Genomic DNA, 24,482 nt, shown 5'->3' on the forward strand with positions numbered 1-24,482 from the left:
CGCGCTCATACCGTTTTTTTCGCGATTGCGAAAGGGGGTGGCACGCGAAAGCTGCGGCATGGCTATTCACCATGCCGCTTTGCTCGATGTCATCAAACTGTCTTAAGCGTCGCTGCCTGTCAATTCCTCGAAGGTCGCAAGCCCCTTCTTGACCAGCATCGCATCCGGGCTCGGCAGCTTGCCGCGGAACGCCTTGTAGGCATCTTCCGGATCGACGGAGCCGCCCGTGGAGTAGATATTGTCCCGAAGCTTCCTGGCCATTTCGCCATTGAAGGCATCGCCCGTCTCCTCGAAGGCGGCGAAGGCATCGGCATCGAGCACTTCCGACCACATGTAGGAGTAATAACCCGCCGAATAGCCGCCGGAGAATATATGCTGGAAGTGCGGCGTGGCGTGGCGCATGACGATCGATTTCGGCATGCCGATTTCGACAAGCACTTCCGCCTGCACCGCCATCGGGTCTTCCACCTTGTCACGGGTATGGAAGGCCATGTCGACCAATGCCGAGGAGGTGAACTCCACCGTGTTGAAGCCGGAATTGAAGGTGCGGGCTGCCAGAACCTTGTCGAGCAATGCCTGCGGCATCGGTTCCCCGGTCTCGAAATGCACGGCATATTCCCTAAGGATGGCGGGAACCGTCAGCCAGTGTTCGTAGAGCTGCGAGGGCAACTCCACGAAATCGCGCGAGACGCCTGTACCGGCGACCGAGGGATAGGTGACGTTGGAGAGCATGCCATGCAGCGCATGACCGAACTCGTGAAACAGCGTGCGCGCGTCATCGAGCGAAAGCAGGGCGGGCTTGCCTTCGGCCGGTTTTGCGAAGTTGCAGACATTGTAGATGATCGGCAACTCGCCATGATGGCCATTCTTCAGCGTCAGCTTGTGCTGCGACTGGAAGGAACTCATCCAGGCGCCTGAGCGTTTCGAGCTGCGAGCGAAATAATCGCCGAGGAAGAGCGCGACCAGCTTGTCATCCCGATCGCGAATCTCGAAGACGCGCACATCGGGATGGTAGGCAGCAATGCCCTTCTTCTCCACCGCGCGAATGCCGAACAGCCGGCCGGCAACATCGAAGCAGGCATCGATGATCTTTTCGAGCTGCAGATAGGGCTTCAACTCCGCTTCCGAGAAATTGAACCGCTGCGCACGGATCTTCTCCGCATAATGGCGCCAGTCCCAGGGCATGACCTCGTGGTTCTTACCCTCACCGGCGATCAGTTCGGCGATATCGGCTTCTTCCTCATGGGCGCGTTTCACCGCTCTGGCCCAGACGGCGCGCAACAGATCGTTCACAGCCTCGGGTGTCTTCGCCATCGTGTTATCGAGCTTCAATTCGGCGAAGTTGCCGTAGCCGAGAAGCTTCGCCACTTCGTCGCGCAGGGCAAGCGTCTCTCTGATAATGCCGCGATTGTCGGTCGCGCCGACATTCTCACCACGCGCCACCCAGGCCTTGAAGGCCTGCTCGCGCAGATCCCGGCGCTCAGAAAAGGTCAGGAAGGGCTCGATGATCGAGCGCGACAGGGTCACGGCATATTTGCCCTCCTCACCACGCTCACGGGCAGCCGCCGCCATCGCGTCGCGCAGGAAATCGGGAATGCCGGCAAGTTCGTCTTCGCTGGAGAGGATTAGCGACCAGCTCTTCTCATCGGCGAGCACATTCTGCCCAAAGCTGGTGCTGAGGCCCGCGAGCTTTTCGTTGATCGCGGCAAGTTTCTCCTGCTCGGCCTTCGGCAGTTTGGCGCCCGATTTCACGAAGCCTTTCCAGTGCCGCTCCAGCACGCGTGTCTGTTCCAGCGTCAGACCAAGGCTTTCGCGCTTTTCCCAGAGTGTATCAATGCGCTTGAAGAGATCCGCATTCATGCCGATCTTCGAATAATGCCGCGACATCTTCGGCGAAATATCCCGCTCCAGCGCCTGAATGACATCGTTGGTATGAGCACCTGCCCGATTCCAGAAAAGAGCGGAAACGCGCGACAGCTCATCGCCGGCGATTTCGAGCGCGACAACCGTATTGTCGAAACTCGGCTCTTGCCTGTCGCCGGCAATCGCATCGATCTCTCTTTCGTGCGAGGCAAGAGCGGACTCGAAGGCGGCAGCGAAATCGCCGTCGGCGACCGCGTCAAAACGCGGCAGGCCATGAAGGCCATTCCAGTTGACAAGTGCCTGATTGAATTGACTGGGAGAAGACATATGAAAGTCCTTTATGCCGGCAAGTGGATCGGTAATATAGGGAGGCCATCACGGAATTGATATGTGGCTGACTTGGACTTTTGCCCGCCCCGGCTAAATCTTAGGGGCAAGAATTGATACATAAAAATTAACCAATCGTTAACGATTGACGCGAATCAGGCCGAGACGCTAGTTTCTCTTTAATCTTCATGTAAGAGGACATGCGCATGGAAATCTTTTCCGTGCGGTCTTCTCAGAGTTTGCTATTCAAAAATAATCCCAATAATAACGCAAAAAGTTCGAAGACCGCTGATATTACAATTGAGCCGAAGCCGACCGTCGCCCAAGGCTCATTCCAGATCGAAGACTCTGACAACAGGCAGGCGCTCGATTTTACAGCCGTCAGCCCGGGTGAATTGCGCAGCTATGCGCGCCAGGGTTACGACAACGGACTGATCGATCAGAATACGTTCGCCGCAATATCCGAACCGCTGCCGATGCACGCGATCGATCCGCTCGGCAATGTCATCGATCTGTCCAACGTCACGGACGGCACGAGCTTCAACTTCCTCGATTACTATCGCAACCAGCTTCAGATCGCCATGTCGATCGGCGATCCGAATGAGGTTCAGACGCTGAATTCGGTCGTCGGCTTTCTCGTTAACGAGGCCTGATCAGGCCTTTCGCCAGCCAAGCAGGCCGGGTGTGGCGTGCCACAGCGCCTGTACGGCAAAGCCCATGAAGAGCACACCGGAGCAGCGGACGATCAGCCGCTCATGCGCGCGGTAGAAGCGGCGTACGACGCCGGCGCCGATGATGCCGATCAGGATGATGTCAGCCGTGACGAAACCGATGAAGGAAACGCTGAGCAGCATCGGCAGAGCTTGGAAATCGAGGGCGCTTGCCGAGCCCGCGACCAGCGCCGTGAAGGTGGCAAGCGCAACGGGATAGCCCTTCGGATTGGTGACGCCGAAGATCAGCCCGCGGCGAAATGGCCGCTCCACCACCATCAGCGCCTGCCCCTCGGCCTTCGGCTTGGCATTGACGGCACTCCAGCCGATCCAGGCGAGATAGAAACCGCAGGCAAGTCCGAGCAGGTCGAATACGAAGGTGCCGATCGTCTTGGCCCCAACGATCGCGATCAGCGCCAGTCCCGACCAGATAATGTCACCCACGAGATGACCCATCATGAAAAAGGCCCCTGCCTTGCGCCCCTGCCCGGCGCCGATGCCGAGAAGCTGCAGGAAGGCCGGGCCGGGAATGAGCACATAAAAAAGCGCAGCCAGGAAGGCGCCGAGAAGCAGGGATTGCGGCATGGAAATGCTCCGGTGATGACGGCTCAGCTTATGCGATACCCCTGCCGCGTCAAGACGTTACAACCAGTAATCGGCGCGACAAAGAAAAAGCCCGCACAGCGGAACTGGCGGGCTTTTCCTGATCGGTCTGAAACGACTTACTTCTTCAGGTTACGCTTGCCAAGCGTGCGCAGACGCAGCGCATTGAGCTTGATGAAGCCGGCAGCATCCTTCTGGTCGTAAGCGCCCTGGTCGTCTTCGAAGGTAACGAGCTTGTCGGAATAAAGCGACTTTTCGCTCTCGCGGCCGATGACCATGACATTGCCCTTGTAGAGCTTCAGCGTCACTTCACCTTCGACATGCTCCTGGCTCTTGTCGATGAGCGCCTGCAGCATTTCACGCTCCGGCGAGAACCAGAAGCCATAATAGATGAGCTCGGCATAACGCGGCATCAGCTCGTCCTTGAGGTGAGCGGCACCACGGTCGAGCGTGATCGACTCGATAGCGCGGTGCGCTGCGAGCAGGATCGTGCCGCCGGGGGTCTCATACACACCCCGCGACTTCATGCCGACGTAGCGGTTCTCGACGAGGTCGAGGCGGCCGATGCCGTTGTCGCGGCCGTAATTGTTCAGCGTCGCGAGCAGCGTTGCCGGCGACATCTCGACACCGTTGATCGAGACGGCATCACCCTTGCGGAAACCGACCTTGATGGTAGTCGCCTTGTCGGGCGCTGCTTCCGGCGAAATGGTGCGCATATGCACATATTCAGGCGCTTCCTGCGCCGGATCTTCCAGAACCTTGCCCTCGGAAGAGGAGTGCAGCAGGTTGGCATCGACGGAGAAGGGAGCTTCGCCCTTCTTGTCCTTGGCGACCGGGATCTGGTGCTTCTCCGCAAATTCCAGCAGATCGGTACGGCTCTTGAACGACCAGTCGCGCCATGGTGCGATGATCTTGATATCGGGATTCAGCGCATAGGCCGAAAGCTCGAAACGGACCTGGTCGTTTCCCTTGCCGGTCGCGCCGTGTGCGATCGCATCTGCGCCGGTCTTCCGGGCGATATCGATGAGGTGCTTGGAAATCAGCGGACGGGCAATCGAAGTGCCGAGCAGGTAGACGCCTTCATAGACGGCATTGGCACGGAACATTGGGAAGACGAAATCGCGCACGAATTCCTCGCGCACGTCCTCGATATAGATCTCCTTGATGCCGAGCATCTCGGCCTTCTTGCGCGCCGGCTCCAGCTCTTCGCCCTGGCCGAGATCGGCCGTGAAGGTGACGACTTCAGCGCCGAGTTCGGTCTGCAGCCACTTCAGGATGATCGAGGTATCGAGACCGCCGGAATAGGCGAGCACGACTTTCTTCACGTCTTTGTATGATGCCATGATGATGAGGTCCGTTGCATAGAGGCCGCGGCACACCCGCAAAGCCCGGTATCCCGGCACTTTTAGCGAGATTGGCGCGTGACGCAAGGGCAACGAGGACAGCAACCGACCCGATGGGGTTTGACAGCGCAGAACCGGAGCCCATATTCGGCACCGTCCGAACAATGCTCCGAGGAGAGGCTAGGCCCGTGACAAATATTCAAGACATTTTCAGGAGATCCAATGTTGCCGTCATCACCGGCGGCGCCTCCGGCATCGGCCTTGCGGCCGCAAAGCACTTTGCCAAGGCCGGCATGAGCGTGGTGATCGCCGATCTCGGCGGCGACAAGCTGGCGGAAGCACGCGCCGAACTGGAGGTGATCGCCGGCCAGGAAGACGTGATGGCCGTGGAGACCGATGTCTCGCAGAAGGATCAAATCGAAGCGCTCGAGCGAGCCGTCATTCAGCGCTTCGGCCGCGTGCATGTGCTGATGAACAACGCTGGTATCGGCCCGGAAACTTCGATCTTCAGCGCTCAGGCCAATTGGGACAATATCCTCGCCGTCAATCTCCTCGGTGTCATCAACGGCGTCAGAGCCTTCGGCCCCGGCATGATCGCCCATAACGAACCCGGCCTCATCATCAATACCGGCTCCAAGCAGGGCATTACCACACCGCCCGGCAACCCCGCCTACAATGTCTCCAAGGCCGGCGTGAAGGTCTTCACCGAAGCACTCGAACATGAGCTGCGTAACACTGAAGGCGCAGGTATTTCCGCGCACCTGCTGATCCCGGGCTTCGTCTTCACCGGTCTCACCAAGGGCGACCGCAGGGAAAAGCCTGCCGGCGCCTGGACGCCGGAACAGACTGTTGATTTCATGGTCGAAAGCCTTCAGCGCGGCGATTTCTACATCCTATGCCCCGATAACGACGTCGCCCGCCCGGTCGACGAACGCCGCATGGCCTGGGCGATCGGCGATATCATCGAGAACCGTCCGCCGCTGTCGCGCTGGCACAAGGACTATGCCGACAAGTTCAAGGCCTTCCTCGAACAGAAGTAATCGGGGCCATCACAAGGTTTGATTGGTAATTTTCTGGAAGCCGGGTAAGAGGTTGTCAAAACTTTTCCGGCTTTCAGAGTAGACCATGGATTTCCTGCCGAGCTTTCCGACGCTTCTCGCCTTTGCCGCCGCCACCCTGTTGCTTGCGGCAACCCCCGGCCCCGACATGACCCTGTCGATCAGCCGTGCGCTTGTGCAGGGCAAGAAGGCAGCGCTTTTCGTGGTGCTCGGCACGAGCCTCGGCATCGTCGTGCACACGATGCTGGTTGCCTTTGGCATTTCGGCGCTGATTACCGCTTCCCCGACCGCCTTCCTGATCCTGAAGACCGGCGGTGCGGCCTATCTCTTCTGGCTGGCCCTGCAGGCGATCCGCTACGGCTCGAAGCTGACAGTTGCCAAGGTCGAAGGCCCGAAGGGCACGATCCTCTCGAACATCTCCTCGGGTTTCTGGGTCAACCTGCTGAACCCGAAGGTCATCATCTTCTTCATGACCTTCCTGCCGCAATTCGTCAGCGCCAACGACCCCGCCGTCACGCACAAGCTGCTCTTCCTCGGCCTCTGCTTCATCCTGGTCGGCATGCCGGTCAACGCGGCCGTCGTCATGGCAGCCGACTGGCTGTCGAGCTGGCTGCAGAACAACAGGAAGGTGCTGCGCGGCATGGATTATACCTTTGCCGGCGTCTTCTCGGTCTTCGCCGCCAAGATACTGCTTACTCAGGCGCGCTGATCAGCCAATCAACCAATCAGCAAGGCGTCGTCATCGAGCGTTTGACCACGCATCTTGCGGAACATGGCGATCAGGTCTTCAACCTGCAGGTTCTTCCTGTTGTCGCCCGCCACGTCGAGAACGATCTCACCGCCATGCAGCATGATCGTGCGGTGGCCGTAATCCAGCGCCTGCCTCATGGAATGCGTCACCATCATCGTTGTCAGCTTGCGCTCGGCAACGATCTTCTGCGTGAGGTTCATCACGAACTCTGCCATGCCCGGATCGAGCGCTGCCGTATGTTCATCGAGCAGCAGCACTTCGGAGCCGGCAAGCGTCGCCATGACGAGCGAAACGGCCTGTCGTTGCCCGCCGGATAGCAGGTCCATACGGTCTTTCAGCCGATTTTCCAGCCCGAGGTTCAGCTCGGCAATCCGCTCACGGAAATAGTCGCGCCTGTTGCCGCCAAGCGCCGCGCCAAGCCCGCGTTTTTCGCCGCGGCGGGCCGCCAGAGCAAGGTTTTCCTCGATCGACAGCGCACCGCAGCTTCCCGTCAGCGGATCCTGGAAGACACGTGCCACCAGACCGGCACGTGCCGATGTGGACTTGCGCGTCACATCGGTCTTGCCGATCAGAACCGAGCCTTCGCTCGGAATGACATCACCGGCGAGAACGCCGAGCAGCGTCGATTTACCGGCACCATTGGAGCCGATGACGGTGACGAAGGAGCCTTCCTCAATGGTCAGGCTGACACCGTTCAGCGCCTGTTTCTGCAGCGGCGTGCCGCGCCCGAAGATGACCTTGATATCCTTGACGCTGATCATGATGCGGCACCTCCGCGAAGGCGGGGAAGAATGAGCGCGACCGTCACGAGAACCGCCGTGACGAAATTGAGATCGGAGGCCTGCAGGCCGATGACATCGCTCGACAGCGCAAGCTGGATGGCGATGCGGTAGATGATCGAGCCGAACACGCATCCGACAAGCGCAATCAGCAGCCCCCGCCGCCCGAGAAGCGTCTCGCCGATGATGACCGCAGCAAGGCCGACGACGATGGTGCCGACACCCGAAGTGACATCCGCAAAACCGTTGGTCTGCGCAAAGAGCGCGCCGCCAAGCGCCACCAGGGCATTGGAAATCGCCATGCCCAGATAGACCTGCCGGCTGGTATCGACGCCCTGGGCGCGGGCCATGCGGGCATTGGCGCCTGTTGCACGCATCGCAAGCCCGGCATCGCTTTCAAGGAAGCGCCAAACGACAATAACAGCGATGATTACCAGAACGCCGACGAAAAGCGGCCGAACGTAAAAATCTCTGAGCCCGTGGCCGAAGAAGGGAGTGATCATCGTATCGGCATTGATGAGCGCGACATTCGGCTTTCCCATCACCCGCAGATTGACGGAGAAGAGCGCTATCATCGTCAGGATCGAGGCGAGAAGGTTGAGGATCTTGAAGCGCACATTGAGGAGCGCCGTCACCATGCCGGCCGCAGAACCCGCACCCATCGCAATCAACGCCGCCAGCCAGGCATTGACACCGGCAATGATCAGCACGGCCGTGACGGCTGCACCGAGCGGAAACGAGCCGTCCACCGTCAGGTCCGGAAAATCGAGGACGCGGAAGGCAAGATAGACGCCGAGAGCGACGAAGGAATAGACCAGGCCGAGCTCTACGGCCCCCCAGAATGCGATTTGGCTCAAGGCTTTCAGCCCCTTTTTGTTTCCGTTCCGCCCGTCGCGAAACCGCAGCCTTTTAGCGCATAACCCCTTAAATCGGAACCGATTTAAGGAAAGGATTATGCGCAGTTTTTACACTGTTACAGGGTCCTTTGCGCGCCATCTGGCGCGCGGCCCTGTAATGCAACAGCCGCCCCCGTGCAAACGGGAGCGGCTGATCATCACTAAGACTTTGGAACGACAACCGATTATTCGATGACCTTGTTGGCGCGCGACACAACGCTCTCGGGCAGGGTCACGCCCATCTTCGCCGCAGCAGACTTGTTGATGACAAGATCGCTGCCGGCTGCGGTCTTCACCGCGATATCGCCAGGATTTTCACCCTTCAGCACGCGCACGACGATCTCGCCCGTCTGCTTGCCGACGTCGTAATAGTTGAAACCGAGCGCTGCGATCGAGCCGCGCGAAACAGAATCCGTATCGGCGGTAAAGAGCGGCAGCTTGCTTTCTTCGGCAACGGCAACGGCTCCTTCAAGCGCCGAGATGATCGTGTTGTCGGTCGGGATGTAGATCGCATCGGCGCGGCCGACGAGGGCACGCGCTGCACCCTGCACTTCAGCGGACTTCGTCGCAGCAGATTCGACGATCGTGATGCCGGCCTTGTCGGCTTCGGCCTTCAGCGCTGCCAGCAGCGAGACGGAGTTCGCCTCGCCGGAATTGTAGAGATAGCCGATCGTCTTCACGTTCGGCAGGATTTCCTTGATCAGCGCGATGTGCTCGCCGACCGGCGACATGTCGGAAAGACCGGTCACGTTGCCGCCCGGCTTGTCCATGTTCTTGACGAGCTGCGCGCCGAGCGGATCGGACACAGCGGTGAAGACGACAGGAATATCGCGCGTCGAGGAAACGACGGCCTGGGCCGACGGCGTGGAGATCGGCACGATGACATTGGGTTCGTCACCCGCGAACTGGCGGGCGATCTGGGCTGCCGTTGCCGGATTGCCCTGCGCGGATTCGAAGACGAACTTGAGGTTCTCGCCTTCCTTGTAGCCGGCAGCGGCCAGCGCATCGCGCACGCCGTTGCGGGCCGCATCGAGCGCCGGATGTTCGACGATCGCGGTTACGGCAACCGTGACGTTATCGGCCTTCGCCGGCAGCGTCAGGGCCAAAGTTGCGGCAAAAGCCAGAAGAATTGAACGCATGAGTGTCCTCCATGATGATTTTGGGGGCATTTTTAGGAAAAGCGCCCCCTTTAATCAATCGCGGAGAATTGTAATGAGGATCAAACTTGCTGATCAATCATCGGCGCCGTGGTTGGCGATCATCATCGCTTCGAAGGCAAGGCGCTCGGTCTTGCGCATGCGCTCGGATTCCGACTTGAGCTGACCGCAGGCGGCGAGAATGTCGCGGCCACGCGGCGTACGGATCGGCGAAGCGTAGCCGGCCGAATTGATGAAATCGGCAAACTTCTCGATCTGCGCCCAGTCGGAACACTGGTAGTTCGTGCCTGGCCACGGATTGAACGGGATGAGATTGATCTTTGCCGGCACGCCTTTCAGAAGCTGGATCAGTCCCTTGGCGTCTTCCAGGCTGTCGTTGACATCCTTCAGCATCACATATTCGAAGGTGATGCGCCGCGCATTTGAAAGCCCCGGATAGTTCTTGCAGGCCTCGATCAGCTCCTTCAGCGGATACTTCTTGTTGATCGGCACGAGGATATCGCGCAGGTCGTCGCGCACCGCATGCAGCGAGATTGCCAGCATGACACCGATTTCCTCGCCGGTGCGGAGAATTTCGGGCACGACGCCGGAGGTGGAAAGCGTCACCCGGCGCTTGGACAGCGACAGGCCATCGCCGTCAGTCGCGATCAGCAGGGCCTGCTTGACGGCATCGAAATTATAGAGCGGCTCGCCCATGCCCATCATCACGATATTGCTGACCTTGCGGCCTTCGGAGGGCACCACGGCGCCGACAGGCACGTCGCGGTCCGGGAAATCGCCGAGCCGGTCGCGGGCGAGCAGAAGCTGGGACAGGATTTCCTCAGCCGTCAGGTTGCGCACCAGCCGCTGCGTGCCGGTGTGACAGAAGGAACAGGTCAGCGTGCAGCCGACCTGGCTGGAAATGCAGAGCGTGCCGCGCCCTTCCTCGGGGATGTAGACGGCCTCGATCTCGACCGGCCGACCCGCACCGCGCGGCGGAAAACGCAGAAGCCACTTGCGCGTACCATCATTGGAAATCTGTTCTTCGACGATTTCGGGCCGGGCAATGGTAAAATGCTGCTTCAGCATCTCGCGCATGTCCTTGGCGACATTCGTCATGTGGTCGAAGTCGGAGACGCCGCGCACATAGATCCAGTTCCAGAGCTGCGAGACGCGCATCTTGAGCTGCTTGTCCGGCACGCCCTTTTCGCGCAGCGCAGCACCCATTTCCTCGCGCGTCAGGCCGATCAGCGAGGGCTTTGGCGAAAGCTCAGTGCCGAGAGGCGCCCGCCCGGCGGGCTTGGCAACGGTCATCGCATCCATAACGGACATAATCTTCTAATCCCGAACTCAACATGGCAACCATCCCGGAAAGCCGGAAGACTTGCGGGGCCGTTGACGCATGATTGCAGAAATGAATGGGCGGAGCGGCGATAAATCGCCATCCTTCCGCAGTTGCGCGCCGCTTTAGCATCATTTTCCTCTCACGTCACTAGACCCACGTATCGAGAGATGGAAGCGTCACTATACATGGAAACGACGAAGGCCGGCACAAGGCCGGCCTTCGAAACATTGCCTTAATCAATCGGCTTACTTGCAGCTTTCGATCTGCTTCAGTGCAGCCGAAATGCCCGAAAGCGAATAGCTGTAGGAGGTGCCGGTGCCCTTGCGCGAAACCGCGTTGACAGTCATGGAATGACCCGTCTTCATGGCTGCGACGAGCGCAGGCTCCTGCGCGGCGTTCTCGACCCAGGCGGCTTTGTCCTTGGTGAACATCACGAAGGTCTTGTTGTCGATGACCACGTTGACCTTGGAGTTTTCCTGCAGCGAATAGCCCATCATCGCCTGCGGCTCGTAGGAGATGTTCTGGCCCGGGCGCTGCGACACGATGAAGAAGTTGTCGCCGTGATCGACGCTCGCCGGCTGCTTGGCGGTCGGCACCGAAAGCACGTAGCAGACGGTGGAGGCGCCCGATTTGTAGGAATAAGCGCCCCATGCCTGGAACTGCTGGATGCGGGTCGGCGCCGCTGCTGCTGATGCCGCCTGCTGCGCTGCCGCCACTCCGGACATAGCAATTGTGAGGGCGAAAGCGGATACGATACTTTTTACGAACATGGAATTCCTGCCGGTTCTTGCGGTTCAAGGCCCGAAGCGATCATTGCGGGCGGCGCATAATCACGATCTGCTTTATTTTGACTTAATTCAGGTTACCAAATGGTCAACAATGGCTGCGAATTGTCTCTGCCTGTTTCATTTTCGCCCGACGGTTAACTTGCGAACCGACAGCGGCGCGTGAGATTGCGCGCTGTCTCGATGGCCCAGCCCATCGGTTCGGGTGAATTTAAGACACAAAGATTCAGGCAAGAGTTTGACCTTTCTAAAATCCGTTGTAGGTCGTTAAGATAAGGAAATTCAGACCGAAATCTTGACTGCAGGGAGTTCGTGAGAGGGATGGATGCCGAGGAAAGACAGCGTTTCGCTGCCCTCGCAAAGGCCGTTGCCGATGAGCGCGACGAGTCCGCATTCTCCGTACTCTTCGACTATTTCGCACCGCGCCTGAAATCATGGCTGATGCGCCAGAAAATGACATCGGGCGAGGCCGAGGAACTGGTGCAGGAAATCATGATCGTTCTCTGGCATAAGGCCGCTCTCTACGACCCGGCTCGCTCCTCGCTTTCCACCTGGCTTTTTTGCATCGCCCGCAACCGGCGCATCGATCTGCAGCGCCGCGCTCAGGTTCGTGTTCTCGATGGCGAGGATCCGACGCTGCAGCCGCCGGAGGAATTGCGCGCCGATGAGATCGTCGCCAATGACGACCGTGATGCGCAGGTGCGCGATGCCGTCAGTCAATTGCCCGAGGAGCAGCGAGCGCTGCTGCAGGCTGCCTTCTTCCTTGGCCAGTCGCATACCGAAATCGCAGATGCGACCGGCCTGCCGCTCGGCACGGTGAAATCACGCATCAGGCTCGCCTTCGGCAAGCTCAGAAACCTGCTGGAGCGGGAAGAGGTCTAAAGCATGTCGCGCAAAAGTGTGCAGCGGTTTTGCGATAACGACATTCGCAAAAACGAAGACCTAAAGTGCGGCGAACGGATCTGAAAGATCGCGACGCGCTTTAGATCGTCTTCATGCCGTCTTCGGAACGGTCAGCGAGAACGCGATCGGCCGCCTCGTAGTGGCTCGGCCGGACATTGCCCCTCACCATGGCAAAGGCTGCCGACAGGACGGCGACATCGTCCGAAAAGCCGATAACGGCGAAGATATCGGGGATGATATCAACAGGCATGACGAAGTAGGCAAGGGCTGCCAGAAGAACGCCGCGCACTCTGGTGGGCGTCTGCGGATCGAGCGCGCAGTAGAAACCGGCAACCACATCGCGGGAAAATGGAATCTGCCGCACGGCGCGGCGAAAGGTCGGCCAGAATTTCTGCCGAACCGTCTTTTCACGACGGTTCTGCGTATCCTCGTCGCCCGGCAACAGAATTTCCCCGTATTTGACCTCGTCCATCCCGATATTCCTTGTGGTCGCTCCGAAAATATGGTGATGGCGCAAGCCGTTTCAATCGGCCGATTCAACCAGCCCGCCGCGCCGAAGCCTTTTCCATGGCCCTTGCGAGCTTGAAATCCAGCTCCGTCAGCCCGCCGGCATCATGCGTGTTGAGCTTCACCTCCACGCGGGAATAGACGTTGAACCATTCCGGATGATGGTTGAGTTTTTCGGCCGCAAGTGCGGATTCCGTCATGAAACCGAAAGCTTCCACGAAATTCGCGAATTTGAATGTCTTCGAAATCGAGCCCGCCGCATCATCGAGCGTCCAGCCCGTGAGTTCACCAAGCAACTGGTTGATCGCCGGCCTTTCGAGCTTTTCCATTTTCATGCCATGTTCCTTTCATCCTTCCGTCGGATCCTCAGATGAAACGTATCAGCATCCTCTTTGTTTGCATGGGCAATATCTGCCGCTCTCCGCTTGCCGAGGGGATATTTTGCCATGTCGCTGACGAAGCTGGCCTTGGCGATGCTTTCCGCATCGATTCCGCCGGTCTCGGCAGCTGGCATCAGGGAGAACTTCCCGACCGACGCTCGATCACCACCGCAAGCGCGCATGGCATCGACATTACCGGGCAGAGCGCCCGGAAGATATTACCTGAGGATTTTGACGATTTCGATCTGATCCTCGCTATGGACCGCTCGAATGTCGCGGAACTGCGCCGGCGTTCACCGCTCGGGGACAACATCCATCTCTTCGGCGATTTCGCGCTCGGCACCGGTGAAGATATTCCCGATCCCTATTATGGCGACCGGGAAGACTTCGAGTTCGTTTACGCCAGGCTCTTCAGCGGCTGCAGCACGCTGGTAGAGAGGCTCGGCACCAGCCTTGGCTCGTGGAGCGGGAAGACCTCTTCAGTCAGGTAAGGTCCGCCGCCAACCGATTCGCGCGACGACAGAAGCACGAAACGCGGCACGGTGAAGGTCGAGGTCTGGAAGTTGCCGCGGCCGGCGAGGTAATGGACGACATCATCGACACGTGAATATTTCAGCCGGGCAAGCGTGACATGCGGTGTGAACTTGCGCGGGTCCGGCGGCAGGCCGATGCGCTGGCAGATCCGCTCGATCTCGCCCTGCAAGGCGTACATTTCAGGCGAAGGAGAAACTCCCGCCCAGATCGAATGCGGTTTTTTGGAGCCGAAGGAGCCGATGCCTTCAAGCCGGAGCTGGAATTCCGGCCGGTCGATGCGATCGAGACGCTCGACGATTTCGTCTGCCGTGCGTCCATCGACATCGCCGATGAAGCGAAGTGTGATGTGGTAATTCTCCACATCGATCCATCGTGCTCCGGGAAGACCACCGCGCAACAATGACAGGCTCATCGCCGCATTGCGCGGAATTTCGAGGGCGGTAAAAAGTCTCGGCATAACGAGCACTCCCCGAATCTTTTGCAGGTGCTCACACGGAATCACGCATTACAAACCTGTGCAAGCCCCTATTTCTTCACAGAAGAAATCGTCTCGACGAATTTTGTGACAGCCGGCTCCATCTTCTCCACCATCACGTCCACACCCTTGGCATTGGGATGCATGCCATCATCGAGCTTCAGGCCGGCATCCAGAACCACACCGTCGAGGAAAAATGGATAGAGTTCAACCCCATGTTTTTCCGCAAGTTTCTGGTAGATCGGGTTGAAGCGTTCGGCATAGTCCGCACCCATGTTCGGCGGCGCCATCATGCCGGCAAGTAGCACGGCAATGCCGCGCTCTTTTAACCGGCTTATCATCTGGTCGAGATTCTTTTCGCTCTGCTCCGGCGGAATGCCACGAAGCGCGTCATTGGCACCGAGTTCGAGAATCACCCCGTCGGTTCCGTCAGGAATGGACCAGTCGATTCGCGCAAGCCCGCCCGTGGTAGTGTCGCCCGAGACACCGGCATTGGTGATCGAAACGTCGATCCCTCTGGCCTTCAGTGCAGCCTGCAGCTTCTCGGGAAAGCCGTCGCCCGGCGGCAGCTGGTAACCCGCCATCAGGCTGTCGCCAAACCCGACCAGATTGATCGTGCGCGCTTCGGCAACTGTCGAGAAAATCAGCGAGAGGATGATGACAGCGAAGTGAAGGGCGGCAACTTTAAATCTCATAATGCTTTCCCTAGATTGGCTAGGTGCCGTTATGCGGCCATTCGGTTGGGAATTATATAGGGCGATTTCTGTTGGCCAAAACCATCATCGATCTGAAACACGCCGATTTGACGCTCGGTAATGCTGCTGCCTCCGTCCATGTGCTGAAAGGCATTGATCTGGAGATCAGCGCTGGCGAATCCGTCGGTATCGTCGGCCCTTCGGGCTCCGGCAAGTCCACGCTGCTGATGGTGCTTGCAGGCCTGGAAAAGCTCGACAGCGGCGAGATCAACATCAATGACACGCCCCTGCATGCACTGACTGAGGATCAGGTCGCTGATTTCCGCGGCCGCAACATCGGCATCGTCTTCCAGTCCTTTCATCTGATCGCCAACATGACGGCGCTGGAAAATGTCGCAGTGCCGCTCGAGCTCGCCAATGTTCCCAATCCCTTCGAAATCGCCCAACGCGAGCTGAACTCCGTCGGCCTCGGCGAACGCCTGAGCCACTATCCCGGCCAGCTCTCGGGCGGCGAGCAGCAGCGTGTGGCGATCGCCCGTGCACTCGCCCCCTCGCCCGCCCTGCTGATTGCTGACGAGCCAACCGGCAACCTCGACACCGATACCGGCCGGCAAATAGCCGACCTCCTGTTTTCCAAACAGGCCGAGCGCGGCATGACCCTGCTGCTCGTGACCCACGATATCGGCCTCGCCAATCGCTGCTCGCGCCAGATCCGCGTCCGTTCCGGGCGCATCGAAGGCGATAGCGCCGTCCGCCAATCAGAGGCTACGTCCGAGGCGGCGATTGCATGACGATCGTCACTCCGCGCATCTCGCTCGCCTTCCGTCTGGCCCTTCGCGAGCTGCGTGGCGGCTTGAGGGGCTTCTACATCTTCCTGGCCTGTATCGCGCTCGGCACCGCCGCGATCGCTGCCGTCAACTCGGTCTCGCAGTCGATCACTGATACGATCGCCTTGCAGGGGCAGGAACTCTTGGCCGGTGACGTCCGCTTCGAACTTAACAACCGCGAGGCAACGCCGCAGGAAATGAATTTCCTGCGTGGCCTTGGCGAAGTCTCCGTTTCCACCGGCTTGCGCTCCATGGCTCGCAAGCCGGATGGATCCGATCAAGCGCTGGTCGAGGTCAAGGCCGTCGACGATGCCTATCCGCTCTACGGCACTTTTGAAGCGGAGCCGAACTATCCGCTCGCATCCCTACTATCAGGCGAAGGCGGCACCTACGGCGCTATCGTCGCTCCGCTGCTGCTGCAGCGACTGGGATTGCGGATCGGCGACGAACTGCTGCTCGGCAACGTCAAGCTCAGCATCACGGGCACGGTCAAGACCGAGCCGGATGCGCTCTCTGAAGGCTTCGGCTTCGCCCCCCGCATGCTTGTCAGCCGAAACGCGCTTCAGGCGTCCGGCCTGATCCAGACCGGCAGCCTTGTGGAACATGCCTACAAGATCAGGCTGGAAGACCGTAGCACGATGAGCGGTATCCAGGCTCGCGCCACCAGGGAATTCCCTTCGGCCGGTTGGTCCGTCCGCACCAGCGATCGCGCCGCCCCATCGCTGACGGAAAACATCACCCGCTTTTCGCAATTCCTCACGCTGGTCGGCCTGACCGCACTGATCGTCGGCGGCGTCGGCGTCGCCAATGCCGTGCGCGCCTTCCTTGATGCCAAACGCACGACGATTGCGACCTTCAAATGCCTGGGCGCCCCGGCAGCCGTCGTGGTCTGGATCTATCTCTTCCAGATCGCCATTATCGCGGCAGGCGGCATCTTGATCGGCCTTGTGCTCGGAGCGCTGTCCCCGATGCTGGCCGCACAGTTCCTCGCCCAGTTCCTGCCGGTCTCCACCGATCCGACCCTCTATCCCGGCGCTCTGCTGCTTGCAGCCCTCTTCGGCATGCTGACGACGCTTGCCTTTGCCATCCTGCCGCTCGGCCATGCGCGCGAAGTGCCAGCAACGGCACTCTTCCGCGAGCAGGGTTTCGAGGCACGCCACCTGCCCTCCTGGCCCTATGTGTTACTCGCCGCGCTCTTCATGGCTGCGCTCGCAGGCCTTGCCATCTTTACCGCCTATGACCGCTTCATCGCCGTGATCTTCGTCGGCGCCATCATCTTCGCCTTCGTCATCCTGCGTCTCGTCGCGGCTTTGATCGCCTGGCTGGCGCGCAGAAGCCCGCGCGTCAACTCGCCGGCGCTGCGGCTGGCGATCGGCAATATCCATCGCCCCGGAGCACTGACGCCCTCCGTCGTCCTCTCGCTCGGTCTCGGCCTCGCGCTGCTGGTCACCCTCACACTGATCGACGGCAACCTGCGCCAGCAGCTGACCGGCCGCATGAATGAAGGTGCGCCGAACTTCTTCTTTGTCGATATCCAGAGCGCCGAAGTCGATGCCTTCCGCAACCTGATCCACACCCAGTCGCCGAACGGCAAGCTGGTGGAAGTGCCGATGCTGCGCGGCCGCATCATCGCCTTTAATGGCCAGGATGTGACCAAGATGAATGTGCCGGCGGCGGGCCGCTGGGTGCTGAATGGCGACCGCGGCATTACCTACGAGGAAAGCCCGCCGGAGAATTCCGCCCTTACCGAAGGCCAGTGGTGGGGCAAAGACTATAGCGGCGAACCGCTCGTTTCCTTCTCGGCCGAGGAGGCGCATGAGCTCGGCCTCAAGATCGGCGACGCTGTGACCGTCAACGTACTCGGCCGCAACATCACCGCCAAGATCGCCAATCTGCGGCGGGTCGAGTGGGAATCGCTGTCGATCAACTTCGTCATGATTTTCTCGCCGAACACGTTCCGCGGTGCGCCGCACGCGTGGCTGGCGACACTGACCGATCCCGCCTCGACAGAGGCAGAGGACGCCGCGATCCTGAAATCGGTGACCAACGCCTATCCGACGATCACAAGCGTGCGCGTCAAGGACGCGATCGATATCGTCAACCAGCTGGTCGGCGAGCTTGCGACCGCAATCCGCGCCGCAGCTTCCGTTGCACTCATCGCCTCCGTTCTCGTGCTGGCCGGCGCACTTGCCGCCGGAAATCGGGCGCGCACGCATGATGCGGTGGTGCTGAAAACGCTCGGTGCGACGAGAACCATGCTGATCCGTGCCTTCAGCTATGAATATCTCATCCTCGGTGTGGCCACCGCCATTTTCGCGCTCTTCGCCGGCGGTGTGGCTGCCTGGTTCATCGTCAGCCGCATCATGCGCCTGCCCTCCAGCTTCATGCCCGATGTCGCAGGTCTCACCCTTATCACAGCCCTTGTATTGACCGTCGGTATCGGCCTGATCGGCACCTGGCGCATCCTCGGGCAGAAGGCAGCACCCGTTTTGCGCGAGCTGTAACGCGTGAGGGGCCTAAATCCCTTCACCTTACGGCGATTTAACCGAACGGCAGATTGCAAAGCCCTTGTTTGAAATGGGCGAAAGCCTCATATTGTCAGCAGGCATGCTGGAAGCTCCGCAGCGGCGCCCGGGTCGTAAACCCGACACCGTATTTCCATCGGAGCTTGTAAGAGGAAACTATGGCTGATCTCCGTAACTATCAAAGCCGCGCACAAGCCGGCGAAGTGATTGATCAAGGCCTCCGCGCTTATATGCTCAAGGTCTACAACCTGATGGCGCTGGGTCTGGCGATCACTGGTGTGGCCGCCTATCTGTCATTCCAGTTCGCTTTCGCCAATGGCGAGCTAACTGCATTCGGTCAGGCGATTTATGCAAGCCCGCTTCGCTGGGTTGTCATTCTTGCGCCGCTTGCTGCAGTGTTCTTCCTGAGCTTCCGTATTAACCAGATGAGCGTGGCTGCAGCGCAGACCACTTTCTGGGTCTATTCCGCACTGGTCGGGTTGTCGCTATCGTCAATCTTCATAATTTATACCGGCCAGAGCATCGTACAGACCTTCTTCGTGACGGCCGCTTCCTTCGGTGCGCTGTCGCTTTACGGCTACACGACCAAGCGCAACCTGTCGGCAATGGGTTCGTTCCTGATCATGGGTCTCTTCGGCCTGATCATCGCTTCGATCGTCAACATCTTCCTGGCTTCGTCCGCCGTGCAGTTCGCGATCTCCGCGATCGGCGTGCTGATCTTTGCAGGCCTCACCGCCTACGACACGCAGCGCATCAAGGAAATGTATTTCGAAGCAGACGGTTATGACGTCGCCGGCCGCAAGGCCATCATGGGCGCCCTGACGCTCTACCTCGACTTCATCAACCTCTTCATGTTCCTGCTGCAGTTCATGGGCAACCGTAAGTAAGCAGGCTGGACTGAAAAACGAAAAGGCGGCTTCGGCCGCCTTTTTTGTTGCGGGCAGTTCGCTGGAGTGCTTCAACGTGAGCCTTCGTTCAACTGTGCCGATCGATCCGAAATGCTCCCTCTCCTGTGCGACGCCCTTCCCTCCGATCTCCCCGCCATTACTGAAATCTATCGCGAGTCCGTGCTGAACGGCATCTCGAGCTATGAGATCGTGCCGCCAACCGAAGCGGAAATGACGGCCCGCTACGCCGCTATTCGCGAGCAGGGCTATCCCTACATCGCCGCGACAGCCGAGGACGGAACCCTGCTCGGCTATGCCTATGCCTCGGCATTCCGCACCCGCCCGGCCTATCGCTGGCTGGTCGAGGATTCGATTTATCTGGGCACGGAGGCGCGCGGCAAGGGTATTGGCAAGCTGCTCCTTGGAGAGCTGATTTCGCGCTGCACTGTCTCTGGCTTCCGCCAGATGACCGCCGTCATCGGCGGTGCAAGCCCGGCTTCTATCGCGCTTCATCGTTCGCTGGGTTTTGAAGAGATCGGTCTAATGAAAGGTGCCGGTTACAAGCACGGCCGCTGGCTGGATACGATGCTGATGCAGCGCAGACTGGGCGAAGGAACGGAAACCCATCCCGATCCGGATGCCTATCCGGGCACGCTGTTCAAAGGGTGATGTCGCTTACTTGTCGACGAGCTTCAGCGACTTGTCGAAAACCTTCAGGACTGGCCCAAGCTCGTGGCCGCGCTTCAGAATCATCCCGTTGATGTTCACGACCGAAAAGGCGCCCTGCTTGGCAGCGAGCTTCGGATTCTTCTCGATGCGGAAGAGCGGCATTTCGCCCGAACGCTTGAAGACGGAGAACACCGCCTTCTCCCCAGTGTGGTCGATGGCGTAGTCTTTCCACTCGCCTTCGCCCACCATTCGACCGTAGATCCACAGAATCTGGTCGAGCTCCCGCCGGTGAAATGTCACTGGCATCGGATCTTTGTTTTGTCTGTATTCCTTGAGATCAACGACGGTTGAAGAGCTATTGTCGACGGAGCGGCTTTCGCCGTGTCGCAAATCCGGCGTATCTGTCATCAGACTCCCAAGACCTCCACGTGTGACAGGAGAGTGACAGTTTGCCCGAGCCGCAGCAAATTGCAAGGGCACCGACTGTCACACTGGGGACGAAACCTGCTTTCTCCGGCGTGCCGCATTTCAGTCAAAACAGCGCCTCATTTCCAAGAGAACTATAGGTTCCAGTTTGGCGCCAGCGCGCCAAAGGGCCCGGCGGAGCGTATCGACCTTAACCCCAGCCCCGAATACGCTTGGCCGGGCCGCCTGACATTCATCCGCAAGCGGATGAAATCCTTAGATATTTTTTCCTGCCATGACGACTGTTGCGCCGAGGATCGCTCCCGGATCGCCGTTATCAGTCACAGACTGCAAGAGAATCGCTGATCCCTCGAGATCCGGTTTTTCCATCACGCTGGCCGGCAGAGTGAGCGTCGTAGCCTTACCATCCCACATACCGACCGTCTCCACATCGGTCACACTGTGGAGGTAGGAAATCTTCTGGCCACTGTTTTCGCCCTTCTCGACATCGATCGTTTTTTCCTTGTCGAAATAGACGATCACCACATTGGCCTTGCCCTGACCGGCACCGAGCTTGATCTCTAATTCGTCGCCGCTCATGCGAGCGCTGACAGGCACGGTCAGGCCTTTGCCCTCGTCGGCATAGCCGTTTATCTTGCCGTTGATGCCGGCAAGATCGGCGCCTGCGAGATGGTCACGGCCATTGACGATTACCTGCGGCGTATAGACGTTGCTGCGGCCCATCATGCGGGCATAGCCGTACTGCCGCTCGGTATTTTCCTTCGAGCTCAGCGTGTCGGCCCAGCCGAGATAATTCCAGTAATCGACATGATAGGCGAGCGCGATGACATTGCCCTGGCTGACGAGCTTGCGGAATGCGGCATCGGCCGGCGGACAGGAGGCGCAGCCCTGCGCCGTGAACAGCTCTACGACGCCTTTCGGCGTGCCATCTTCGGCCAGGAGAGGACCTGCAAAAGCAAGCCCGGCGATCAGCGGGATCATAAAACGCGGGGACATTCACCAGCACCTCTTTTCCAGGGCCAGCAGCGGTCCTGAACCGCCGGCTCTGAGATATGAACGTACGAATAATCCTTCCGGGTCCAAACGGAAAGTCACGAACGGGTGAGACGGAGCCCCAGGCGGATGGCGGCCGAAACACATCACCGTGAGCAGTGAAACAGCCTCGTTTTCCACAAAGAAAAACCGCCGGAAATTGCTCTCCGGCGGTCATTATCAGGCAAGTATCTTAACAATCAGGCTGCGAGATCGCGCAGAACCGTCTGCAGGATGCCGCCATTGTTGAGGTAGACGACCTCGTCCAGCGTATCGACGCGCGACACCAGCGGAACGTCCTTCACCGTGCCATCGGCATAGGTGATCTTGGCGATCTTCTTTTCACGCGGCTTGATGTTCTCGAGGCCCTCGATGGTAACGAGTTCGTCGCCCTTCAGGTTGAGGCTCTGCCATGTCGTGCCCTCTTCGAAGACGAAGGGGATAACGCCCATGCCGACCAGGTTCGAACGGTGGATACGCTCGAAGCTCTGGGCGATCACGGCCTTGACGCCGAGCAGGTTCGTGCCTTTCGCAGCCCAGTCACGCGAGGAGCCGTTGCCATATTCCACGCCGGCGAAGATGACGAGCGGAACGCCCTCGGCCTTGTACTGCATGGCCGCATCGTAGATCGACGTCTCTTCCTTGGACGGATAGTGGATGGTGTAGCCACCTTCCTTGCCGTTCGCACCGAGCATGAAGTTTCGGATGCGGATGTTGGCGAAGGTGCCACGCATCATGACTTCGTGGTTGCCACGACGCGTGCCGTACTGGTTGAAGTCGGTAACGGCGACGTCATGGCCGAGCAGGTAGGCGCCTGCCGGTGAAGCAGCCTTGATCGAACCGGCCGGAGAAATGTGGTCGGTGGTGATCTTGTCGCCGAAGAGGCCGAGAACGCGGGCGCCCTTGATATCGGAAATGCCGGTGCCCTTCTTGCCCATGCCGACGAAGTACGGCGGGTTCTGGACATAGGTCGAATCGTCGTCCCATGCATAGGTCTGGCCCGGGGGAACCTGAACGGCCTGCCAGTTTTCATCGCCCTTGAAGACGTCGGCATACTTTGTCTCGTAAAGCTCGCGGGTGACGTACTTCTGGATGAATTCCTGAACCTCATGCGAGGTCGGCCAGATATCCTTCAGGAACACCGGATTGCCATCCTGGTCTTCGCCGATCGGCTCATTGGTCAGATCCTTCTGGACCGTACCGGCAAGAGCGTAAGCGACGACGAGCGGCGGCGAAGCGAGGTAGTTCGCCTGGACGTCGGGCGAAATGCGGCCTTCGAAGTTGCGGTTGCCGGAGAGCACACCGGAAACGATCAGGCCCTTGTCGTTGATCGTCTTCGAGATCGGTGCCGGCAATGGGCCGGAATTACCGATGCAGGTCGTGCAGCCGAAGCCGACGAGGTTGAAGCCGAGCTTGTCGAGATCAGCCTGCAGGCCTGACTTGGCAAGATATTCACCGACGACCTGCGATCCCGGAGCAAGCGAGGTCTTGACCCACGGCTTGGTCTTCAGGCCCTTGGCAACGGCGTTGCGGGCGAGAAGGCCGGCAGCGATCAGCACCGACGGGTTGGAGGTGTTGGTGCAGGAGGTGATGGCGGCAATAGCGACGTCACCATGGCCGAGATCGAAATCCGTGCCTTCGACCGCATAACGGTTGTTGAGCTGGCCGGGCTTCTTGTAGTCGGCATCCATCGAGCCGGCGAAACCGGAAGCAATGTTTTCGAGCGCGATGCGGCCTTCCGGACGCTTGGGGCCGGCCATCGACGGCACGACGTCGCCGAGGTCGAGTTCCAGCGTGTCGGTGAAGACAAGCTCTGAGCCGTCGCCATCGCGCCACATGCCCTGGGCCTTCGAATAGGCTTCGACGAGAGCGATCCGGTCATGCGTGCGGCCGGACATGGTGAGGTAGTTGATGGTTTCGCCGTCGACCGGGAAGAAGCCACAGGTCGCGCCATATTCCGGACCCATGTTGCCGATCGTCGCGCGGTCGGCGAGCGGCATGTTGTCCATGCCCGGGCCAAAGAATTCGACGAACTTGGAAACGACGCCCTTCTTGCGCAGCATCTGTACGACGGTCAGAACGAGGTCGGTCGCCGTGACGCCTTCCTTCAGCTTGCCGGTCAGTTTGAAGCCGATGACTTCAGGCAGGAGCATCGAAACCGGCTGGCCGAGCATGGCGGCTTCAGCTTCGATACCGCCGACACCCCAGCCGAGAACGCCAAGGCCGTTGATCATCGTCGTGTGCGAGTCGGTGCCGACGCAGGTATCCGGATAAGCGATCGTTTCGCCATCCTCTTCCTTCGTCCAGACGGTCTGGCCGAGATATTCGAGGTTGACCTGGTGACAGATGCCGGTGCCCGGAGGAACGACGCGGAAATTCTTGAATGCCTGCTGGCCCCACTTCAGGAACCGGTAGCGCTCGCCATTGCGCTGGTATTCCAGCTCGACGTTCTTGGCGAAAGCCTGCGGCGTGCCGAATTCGTCGACGATGACGGAGTGGTCGATGACGAGATCGACGGGCACGAGCGGGTTGATCTTTTCCGGATCGCCACCGAGGGAAACCATCGCGTCTCGCATCGCGGCAAGATCGACGACGGCGGGAACGCCGGTGAAATCCTGCATCAGCACGCGCGCCGGGCGATAGGCGATTTCATTCTCGACGGCGCCCTTGTTATCAAGCCATTCCGCGACGGCAAGGATGTGCTCCTTGGTGACCGACTGGCCATCTTCGAAGCGCAGCAGGTTTTCCAGCAGCACCTTCATCGAATAGGGGAGCTTCGATACGCCGGGGAGACCGTTTGCCTCAGCCTTCGGCAGGCTGTAGTAGACGTAGTCCTTTCCACCAACGGAAAGCGTGGACCGACAATTGAAACTGTCAAGAGATTTAGACACGAGAGACCCCGTTTCTGATAGCCAACACAGTCGTGCGAACGCCTATGCACTTAATGCACATCAGGATGCGGGTACGGCCATTTCCGCTGTCCGCACGTGAGGAAAGACCCCAAGTTCGGCGCAAGGATGAAATTC

General features: G+C 59.4%; 24 protein-coding genes. 9 read left to right on the forward strand and 15 right to left on the reverse strand.

From position 1 onward, the window contains the following. Positions 1–102: 102 nt before the first annotated feature. Entirely contained in the window at positions 103–2,190 is a 2,088-nt protein-coding gene (locus PMI11_RS05970; RefSeq protein WP_007814504.1) for a M3 family metallopeptidase, read from the reverse strand. A gap of 206 nt (positions 2,191–2,396) precedes the next feature. On the opposite strand from PMI11_RS05970, the gene PMI11_RS05975 reads away from it, so the two are divergent. Next, positions 2,397–2,843: a hypothetical protein gene (locus PMI11_RS05975; protein ID WP_007814507.1), complete on the forward strand. Its 447-nt coding sequence runs from the start codon at positions 2,397–2,399 to the stop codon at positions 2,841–2,843. On the opposite strand, the gene PMI11_RS05980 is transcribed toward PMI11_RS05975, so the two are convergent. Both PMI11_RS05980 and PMI11_RS05985 read right to left on the reverse strand, forming a co-directional pair. Then, on the reverse strand, positions 2,844–3,485 hold the full coding sequence (locus tag PMI11_RS05980; RefSeq protein WP_007814508.1) for a LysE family translocator: 642 nt from the start codon (positions 3,483–3,485) through the stop codon (positions 2,844–2,846). A 137-nt stretch (positions 3,486–3,622) separates the two neighbouring features. Continuing rightward, on the reverse strand, positions 3,623–4,846 hold the full coding sequence (locus tag PMI11_RS05985; protein ID WP_007814510.1) for an argininosuccinate synthase: 1,224 nt from the start codon (positions 4,844–4,846) through the stop codon (positions 3,623–3,625). Positions 4,847–5,034: 188 nt separating this feature from the next. Here PMI11_RS05985 and PMI11_RS05990 point away from each other — a divergent pair, with 188 nt between their 5' ends. Both PMI11_RS05990 and PMI11_RS05995 read left to right on the forward strand, forming a co-directional pair. Further along, on the forward strand, positions 5,035–5,886 hold the full coding sequence (locus PMI11_RS05990) for an SDR family NAD(P)-dependent oxidoreductase (protein WP_007814511.1): 852 nt from the start codon (positions 5,035–5,037) through the stop codon (positions 5,884–5,886). Positions 5,887–5,971: 85 nt separating this feature from the next. Beyond that, positions 5,972–6,613 (forward strand): LysE family translocator, encoded by a 642-nt coding sequence (locus tag PMI11_RS05995; RefSeq protein WP_007814513.1) that lies wholly within the window; start codon positions 5,972–5,974, stop codon positions 6,611–6,613. An 8-nt stretch (positions 6,614–6,621) separates the two neighbouring features. Here PMI11_RS05995 and PMI11_RS06000 read toward each other — a convergent pair whose 3' ends face one another. The 5 genes from PMI11_RS06000 to PMI11_RS06020 form a co-directional block, all read right to left on the reverse strand. After that, positions 6,622–7,416, reverse strand: a complete 795-nt coding sequence (locus PMI11_RS06000; protein WP_007814516.1) for an ABC transporter ATP-binding protein — start codon at positions 7,414–7,416, stop codon at positions 6,622–6,624. Further along, entirely contained in the window at positions 7,413–8,291 is an 879-nt protein-coding gene (locus PMI11_RS06005; RefSeq protein WP_007814517.1) for an ABC transporter permease, read from the reverse strand. The genes PMI11_RS06000 and PMI11_RS06005 overlap by 4 nt, the downstream gene beginning before the upstream one ends. 224 nt (positions 8,292–8,515) lie before the next feature. Next, a complete protein-coding gene (locus PMI11_RS06010; protein ID WP_007814520.1) occupies positions 8,516–9,469 on the reverse strand; it encodes an ABC transporter substrate-binding protein in 954 nt (317 codons plus the stop codon). A 93-nt stretch (positions 9,470–9,562) separates the two neighbouring features. Next, a complete protein-coding gene (gene rlmN, locus PMI11_RS06015; protein WP_007814522.1) occupies positions 9,563–10,798 on the reverse strand; it encodes a 23S rRNA (adenine(2503)-C(2))-methyltransferase RlmN in 1,236 nt (411 codons plus the stop codon). Positions 10,799–11,056: 258 nt separating this feature from the next. Next, the gene (locus tag PMI11_RS06020; RefSeq protein ID WP_007814524.1) at positions 11,057–11,581 is read right to left on the reverse strand and encodes an invasion associated locus B family protein; all 525 of its coding nucleotides are present in this window, start codon (positions 11,579–11,581) and stop codon (positions 11,057–11,059) included. Between the two features lie 336 nt (positions 11,582–11,917). Here PMI11_RS06020 and PMI11_RS06025 point away from each other — a divergent pair, with 336 nt between their 5' ends. Then, a complete protein-coding gene (locus PMI11_RS06025; protein WP_007814526.1) occupies positions 11,918–12,478 on the forward strand; it encodes a sigma-70 family RNA polymerase sigma factor in 561 nt (186 codons plus the stop codon). Positions 12,479–12,578: 100 nt separating this feature from the next. Here the strand turns inward: PMI11_RS06025 and PMI11_RS06030 are convergent, their stop codons facing one another. Together PMI11_RS06030 and PMI11_RS06035 are read right to left on the reverse strand one after the other, a co-directional pair. Continuing rightward, a complete protein-coding gene (locus PMI11_RS06030; RefSeq protein WP_007814528.1) occupies positions 12,579–12,971 on the reverse strand; it encodes a YkvA family protein in 393 nt (130 codons plus the stop codon). A gap of 64 nt (positions 12,972–13,035) precedes the next feature. Continuing rightward, entirely contained in the window at positions 13,036–13,341 is a 306-nt protein-coding gene (locus tag PMI11_RS06035) for a 4a-hydroxytetrahydrobiopterin dehydratase (protein WP_007814530.1), read from the reverse strand. A 35-nt stretch (positions 13,342–13,376) separates the two neighbouring features. Between PMI11_RS06035 and PMI11_RS36335 the strand changes: the two genes are divergently transcribed. After that, complete coding sequence (locus PMI11_RS36335) at positions 13,377–13,877, forward strand: low molecular weight protein-tyrosine-phosphatase (protein WP_007814532.1); 501 nt, start codon at positions 13,377–13,379, stop codon at positions 13,875–13,877. Here PMI11_RS36335 and thpR read toward each other — a convergent pair. Both thpR and PMI11_RS06050 read right to left on the reverse strand, forming a co-directional pair. Continuing rightward, positions 13,784–14,377: an RNA 2',3'-cyclic phosphodiesterase gene (gene thpR / locus PMI11_RS06045; protein WP_007814535.1), complete on the reverse strand. Its 594-nt coding sequence runs from the start codon at positions 14,375–14,377 to the stop codon at positions 13,784–13,786. The two genes, PMI11_RS36335 and thpR, sit on opposite strands and share 94 nt — an antisense overlap. Positions 14,378–14,445: 68 nt before the next feature. Next, the gene (locus PMI11_RS06050) at positions 14,446–15,090 is read right to left on the reverse strand and encodes an arylesterase (protein WP_007814537.1); all 645 of its coding nucleotides are present in this window, start codon (positions 15,088–15,090) and stop codon (positions 14,446–14,448) included. Between the two features lie 71 nt (positions 15,091–15,161). On the opposite strand from PMI11_RS06050, the gene PMI11_RS06055 reads away from it, so the two are divergent. From PMI11_RS06055 to PMI11_RS06070, 4 genes are all read left to right on the forward strand, one after another. Beyond that, the gene (locus PMI11_RS06055; RefSeq protein WP_007814539.1) at positions 15,162–15,881 is read left to right on the forward strand and encodes an ABC transporter ATP-binding protein; all 720 of its coding nucleotides are present in this window, start codon (positions 15,162–15,164) and stop codon (positions 15,879–15,881) included. Then, positions 15,878–18,421: an ABC transporter permease gene (locus PMI11_RS06060; RefSeq protein WP_007814541.1), complete on the forward strand. Its 2,544-nt coding sequence runs from the start codon at positions 15,878–15,880 to the stop codon at positions 18,419–18,421. The genes PMI11_RS06055 and PMI11_RS06060 overlap by 4 nt, the downstream gene beginning before the upstream one ends. Before the next feature lie 179 nt (positions 18,422–18,600). Then, entirely contained in the window at positions 18,601–19,329 is a 729-nt protein-coding gene (locus tag PMI11_RS06065) for a Bax inhibitor-1/YccA family protein (RefSeq protein ID WP_007814543.1), read from the forward strand. A 111-nt stretch (positions 19,330–19,440) separates the two neighbouring features. After that, on the forward strand, positions 19,441–19,998 hold the full coding sequence (locus PMI11_RS06070; protein WP_007814546.1) for a GNAT family N-acetyltransferase: 558 nt from the start codon (positions 19,441–19,443) through the stop codon (positions 19,996–19,998). Between the two features lie 6 nt (positions 19,999–20,004). Here PMI11_RS06070 and PMI11_RS06075 read toward each other — a convergent pair whose 3' ends face one another. The 3 genes from PMI11_RS06075 to acnA form a co-directional block, all read right to left on the reverse strand. After that, positions 20,005–20,406, reverse strand: coding sequence for a DUF2794 domain-containing protein (locus PMI11_RS06075; protein WP_007814548.1), 402 nt, complete (start codon positions 20,404–20,406; stop codon positions 20,005–20,007). 273 nt (positions 20,407–20,679) lie between these two features. Continuing rightward, entirely contained in the window at positions 20,680–21,420 is a 741-nt protein-coding gene (locus PMI11_RS06080) for a DUF1223 domain-containing protein (protein ID WP_007814549.1), read from the reverse strand. Between the two features lie 236 nt (positions 21,421–21,656). Further along, a complete protein-coding gene (gene acnA / locus PMI11_RS06085) occupies positions 21,657–24,347 on the reverse strand; it encodes an aconitate hydratase AcnA (RefSeq protein ID WP_007814550.1) in 2,691 nt (896 codons plus the stop codon). Positions 24,348–24,482 lie beyond the last annotated feature (135 nt).

Origin of the sequence: Rhizobium sp. CF142, from assembly GCF_000281145.1 — a bacterium.
Classification (GTDB): domain Bacteria; phylum Pseudomonadota; class Alphaproteobacteria; order Rhizobiales; family Rhizobiaceae; genus Rhizobium.

Bases quoted from the DNA above. Each gene is read 5' to 3' on its own strand.
- PMI11_RS05970 (WP_007814504.1), bottom strand. From the start codon at position 2,190: ATGTCTTCTCCCAGTCAATTCAATCAGGCACTTGTCAACTGGAATGGC.
- PMI11_RS05975 (WP_007814507.1), top strand. From the start codon at position 2,397: ATGGAAATCTTTTCCGTGCGGTCTTCTCAGAGTTTGCTATTCAAAAAT.
- PMI11_RS05980 (WP_007814508.1), bottom strand. From the start codon at position 3,485: ATGCCGCAATCCCTGCTTCTCGGCGCCTTCCTGGCTGCGCTTTTTTAT.
- PMI11_RS05985 (WP_007814510.1), bottom strand. From the start codon at position 4,846: ATGGCATCATACAAAGACGTGAAGAAAGTCGTGCTCGCCTATTCCGGC.
- PMI11_RS05995 (WP_007814513.1), top strand. From the start codon at position 5,972: ATGGATTTCCTGCCGAGCTTTCCGACGCTTCTCGCCTTTGCCGCCGCC.
- PMI11_RS06000 (WP_007814516.1), bottom strand. From the start codon at position 7,416: ATGATCAGCGTCAAGGATATCAAGGTCATCTTCGGGCGCGGCACGCCG.
- PMI11_RS06010 (WP_007814520.1), bottom strand. From the start codon at position 9,469: ATGCGTTCAATTCTTCTGGCTTTTGCCGCAACTTTGGCCCTGACGCTG.
- rlmN (WP_007814522.1), bottom strand. From the start codon at position 10,798: ATGTCCGTTATGGATGCGATGACCGTTGCCAAGCCCGCCGGGCGGGCG.
- PMI11_RS06020 (WP_007814524.1), bottom strand. From the start codon at position 11,581: ATGTTCGTAAAAAGTATCGTATCCGCTTTCGCCCTCACAATTGCTATG.
- PMI11_RS06025 (WP_007814526.1), top strand. From the start codon at position 11,918: ATGGATGCCGAGGAAAGACAGCGTTTCGCTGCCCTCGCAAAGGCCGTT.
- PMI11_RS06030 (WP_007814528.1), bottom strand. From the start codon at position 12,971: ATGGACGAGGTCAAATACGGGGAAATTCTGTTGCCGGGCGACGAGGAT.
- PMI11_RS06035 (WP_007814530.1), bottom strand. From the start codon at position 13,341: ATGAAAATGGAAAAGCTCGAAAGGCCGGCGATCAACCAGTTGCTTGGT.
- PMI11_RS36335 (WP_007814532.1), top strand. From the start codon at position 13,377: ATGAAACGTATCAGCATCCTCTTTGTTTGCATGGGCAATATCTGCCGC.
- thpR (WP_007814535.1), bottom strand. From the start codon at position 14,377: ATGCCGAGACTTTTTACCGCCCTCGAAATTCCGCGCAATGCGGCGATG.
- PMI11_RS06050 (WP_007814537.1), bottom strand. From the start codon at position 15,090: ATGAGATTTAAAGTTGCCGCCCTTCACTTCGCTGTCATCATCCTCTCG.
- PMI11_RS06060 (WP_007814541.1), top strand. From the start codon at position 15,878: ATGACGATCGTCACTCCGCGCATCTCGCTCGCCTTCCGTCTGGCCCTT.
- PMI11_RS06065 (WP_007814543.1), top strand. From the start codon at position 18,601: ATGGCTGATCTCCGTAACTATCAAAGCCGCGCACAAGCCGGCGAAGTG.
- PMI11_RS06070 (WP_007814546.1), top strand. From the start codon at position 19,441: ATGCTCCCTCTCCTGTGCGACGCCCTTCCCTCCGATCTCCCCGCCATT.
- PMI11_RS06075 (WP_007814548.1), bottom strand. From the start codon at position 20,406: ATGACAGATACGCCGGATTTGCGACACGGCGAAAGCCGCTCCGTCGAC.
- PMI11_RS06080 (WP_007814549.1), bottom strand. From the start codon at position 21,420: ATGTCCCCGCGTTTTATGATCCCGCTGATCGCCGGGCTTGCTTTTGCA.